The following is a 3,723-nucleotide window of genomic DNA, read 5'->3' as shown; positions in this document are numbered from 1 at the left end:
TCTTCACCGGCACCGGCGTGGGGGGCGGGGCCGTGATCGGGGGGCGCCTGCTGGGGGGTACCACCGGCTGCGGGGCGCACTTCGGCCACGTGTCCGTGGCGCTGGACGGGCCGAGGTGCACCTGCGGGCGGAACGGGTGCGTGGAATCCTACGCCGGCGGCATGGGGATCGCCGCGCGGGCCAGGGAGCTAGTCACCAGCGAACCCATCGCGGGCCGGCACCTCCTCGGCATGGTCGACGGCGACGCCGACGCCATCACCGCCCGCGAGGTCTCCCGGGCCGCTTCGGAGGAGGACCCTCTGGCCATGAGCATCAGGGCCTCCGCCGTCTCCGCCCTGGCGTCCGGTACGGCCAGCGTGGTGAACTGCTTCGACCCCGAGCTGGTGGTGCTGGGCGGTTCGGTGATCCAAGGGTTCCGGGGCATGTTCGAGGAGGTCCGAGACGGGATCATGGAGGCGGTGCTTCCTCCCATCAGGCCATCGCTGAGGATCTCGCGGTCACAACTGGGCGACGAGGCGGGAGCGGTGGGCGCGGCCTCCCTGGTCCTCCGGCCGGAATGATCACTTTTTCGCTTCCGCGTCGATGGTGGCGATGAGCGCCTTCAACCTCTTCCCCTTGAGCTTAAGCTCCTGGTGGGTCAGGGTATCGCCCTCGGGGCAGAGGGCGTCGATCATGAATGCGCCGTCCTCGTCGATGTTGACGGGATAGAGGGCGCAGCCCAGGGGCCTGGACTGATATTCGCGGCACCTCCTGCGCTCCGGGTCGTAGAAGAAGCACCACACCCCCGCGTTCTTCAGGCGGGGTATGCCGTCCACGCCGACGTAGCAGAAGTCATCCCTGCGGTACCCCCTCCGCTCAAGGCGTGATATGTCGGCGCGGGAGAGCTCCATCATGGTCTCCCGGCAGCACTCCTGACAGTGCGAGCAGCGCATAGTTCCAGTATTATCGGGCGGGATATAAGCGTTGGTCCGCGCTCATGGCCTCGAGCGGGCCGCAACGATGTGGCTCGAGCCCACTGGCCTCGGGAGGCGGGGCCGCCCCCTCGGCCCGCCTGGGCCCTCATAGCAACCACCCATGAGCATTGCTGTTGTCAATTTCCTGCTGGAAGGCCCCCTCGTCGGGTTTCCCGGCCATGGAGCGACTTTTCGAGGGGAGTTTGTTAAATCCTAGAAACCTTTCTCGCCGAAAGCCGAGAAAATGATAACAGAAAAGCAGGTCATGATCATCTCCGCGCTCACAATCGTCGCCATACTGGGCTCGATCGTCGCGGTGGTGTCCCTGGACCGGCAGGCCCGCGGGCCCCTGGAGGCCGGCTACGATGGCTCCGGAGCGGTGAAGGTCAGCATATCCTCGGTCCGTCCGATGGCGTCCCCGAGCGCTTCCGAGGGGGGCATCGTCCAGGTCCGCCTGAACATCACCAACGGCGATGCCGATCCCCTGTACCTAACCCCATACTTCTTCCGGCTGACCGGCTCTGACGGCGTTGCGTACAACTACCACTGGAGCTCGGGCGCTTCCATGCCCGACAGCCTCGGCAGCGGCGCCACCGGGGAGGTCGTCATCGCCTACCAGCTCCCCGCGGGCGTAACGCCGGAACTGCTGACGTTCTACGATGTGACGCACAGCGTGCCCGTGCCCCTCTGAAGCGCGTGGCCCCTTGGACCCCCTGGCCGGATCGTCCCGACTCGGGACGATATCGCCTGCCGTTTTCCCCGGAAGCGGTCTTCCCGGCCTCAGGCCCTCAGCGCCCTGGCGTTAATGGCCACTACTATGGTGCTGATGCTCATGAGGACGGCCCCGACCGCAGGAGTAAGGACTATGCCGTAGCTGTACAGCAGGCCCGCGGCGACCGGGATGGCGAAGGCGTTGTAGCCGGTGGCGTATATCAGGTTCTGCACCATCTTAGAGTATGTCCTCTTGGAAAGCGCCATGATGCCCGCCACGTCCCGGGGGTCGCTGCGCACCAGCACGATGTCCGCCGATTCCACCGCCACGTCCGTGCCGGCGCCGATGGCGACGCCGACATCGGCCTGCGCCAGGGCGGGGGCGTCGTTGACCCCGTCGCCCACCATGGCCACGGCGTACCGCTCTTGTACAGAGCGGATGACCTCGGCCTTCTGGGACGGAAGCACCTCCGCGTGGTACTCGTCCAGCCCGATCTCGTCGGCGACCCATTTGGCCACGTGGCGGTTGTCCCCGGTGAGCATGATGCACCGGTACCCCATCTCCTTGAGCCGCCTGACCGCCTCCCTTGACTCCGGGCGTATGATATCGGCGAGCGCGATGGCCCCGACGGCCCGATCGCCCTCCACCAGCGCCACCACGGTCTTGCCCTGCCGGGCGGCCTCCTCGGCTTCCTCGCTGTCAAGAGGGATCCCTTTCTCCTCCAGGTACCCGGGGCTGACCGCTCGGAGCGGTCTTCCTCCGACCATGCCCTCCACCCCCTTGCCGGGGAGCGCGCGAAAGCCTTCCACCGGCTCAAGTTCCAGCTCCCTCTCCCGGGCCCTGTCCACGATGCCCCGGGCGATGGGGTGCTCCGAATACCGCTCCAGCGACGCGGCCGCGGCCAGCACCTCGTCCTCCGTCCGGCCGCTCAGCGGCATCACGTCGGTGACCCCGAACCGTCCAAGGGTCAGGGTCCCGGTCTTGTCGAACACTATGGCATCGAGGCCCCTGGCCCTCTCGAAGGCCTGGCGGTCCCGTATAAGAAGGCCGGCCCCGGCGGCAAGGGAAGTTGACACCGCGACCACCAGCGGTATCGCCAGGCCCAGCGCGTGAGGGCAGGAGATCACCATGACCGTGACGGCGCGCTCCACCGCGAAAGAGGCACCCTGTCCGAGCAGCAACCATGCCGCCAGGGTCAGGGCCGCCACGGACAAGGCCACTACCGTGAGCGCGAAAGCGGCCCGGTCGGCCAGGTCCTGCGTCCTGGACTTGGAGCCCTGGGCCGTCCTAACCAGCTCGATGACCTGGTTGAGGTAGGTGTCCTTGCCGGTCCTGGTGACCTCGATCACCAGGGACCCTTCGCCGTTGACCGCTCCCCCGATGGCCTGGTCGCCGGCCCTCTTGGGCACCGGGCGCGATTCCCCGGTCAGCAGGGACTCGTTCACGCTCGACCCCCCGTCCACTACGGTGCCGTCGATAGGCACCTTCTCTCCCGGCCTCACCAGCACGCGGTCGCCGGCCTGGAGGTCCTCCACCCTGACGTCCTCGGCGCCGCCGTCCCGCACCAGGTGCGCCTCGCTGGGAAGAATGCGCACCAGCTCCTCCAGGGCCCGGGATGCTCCCATCACCGAGCGCATCTCCATCCAGTGGCCCAGGAGCATGATGTCGATCAGGGTCGCCAGCTCCCAGAAGAACACGCTGCCCCCCAGGCCCAGCACCGACGCGGCGCTGTAGAAGTACGCCACGCTGACGGCGACCGCTATCAGGGTCATCATGCCCGGGGTCCGTGCCCGAAGCTCCTGCGCCGCTCCCTTCAGGAACGGCCACCCACCGTACAGGTAGACGAAGGTGGAGAGCAGCAGGAGGACCAGCTGGTCGCCCGGGAAGGCGAGGGAGTAGCGGAGAAGCTCCTGCACTTCCATGGTGAGAAGGAGGATCGGCACGGTCACCAGGACCGAGACGATGAGGCGGTCCCGGAGGTCCTTCATCATGCCCTTGTGGTCAAGGTGCCCGCCCCCGCCGCCGTGGGAGACGTGGCCGCCCCCGCCGCCGTGGGAG

At 67.6% G+C, this 3,723-nt stretch carries 4 protein-coding genes; 2 read left to right on the top strand and 2 right to left on the bottom strand.

What is annotated here, in order from left to right; all coding sequences use genetic code 11:
* Positions 1 to 560 (top strand): ROK family protein (locus WYS_RS02320; RefSeq protein ID WP_019176543.1); only part of this gene is annotated, 560 nt, incomplete at its 5' end.
* Here the strand turns inward: WYS_RS02320 and WYS_RS14050 are convergent.
* Entirely contained in the window at positions 561 to 932 is a 372-nt protein-coding gene (locus WYS_RS14050; RefSeq protein ID WP_019176542.1) for a YkgJ family cysteine cluster protein, read from the bottom strand.
* A 265-nt stretch (positions 933 to 1,197) separates the two neighbouring features.
* Between WYS_RS14050 and WYS_RS02310 the strand changes: the two genes are divergently transcribed.
* The gene (locus WYS_RS02310; protein ID WP_019176541.1) at positions 1,198 to 1,644 is read left to right on the top strand and encodes a DUF4352 domain-containing protein; all 447 of its coding nucleotides are present in this window, start codon (positions 1,198 to 1,200) and stop codon (positions 1,642 to 1,644) included.
* Positions 1,645 to 1,733: 89 nt separating this feature from the next.
* Here WYS_RS02310 and WYS_RS02305 read toward each other — a convergent pair.
* The coding region (locus tag WYS_RS02305) for a copper-translocating P-type ATPase (protein WP_019176540.1) at positions 1,734 to 3,723 on the bottom strand (1,990 nt) is incomplete at its 5' end.

Source organism: Methanomassiliicoccus luminyensis B10 (assembly GCF_000308215.1).
GTDB classification, from domain to species: Archaea; Thermoplasmatota; Thermoplasmata; order Methanomassiliicoccales; family Methanomassiliicoccaceae; genus Methanomassiliicoccus; species Methanomassiliicoccus luminyensis.
Note: the sequence above shows the minus strand (reverse complement) of the source record. Positions and strands in the feature narration are given on the sequence as shown.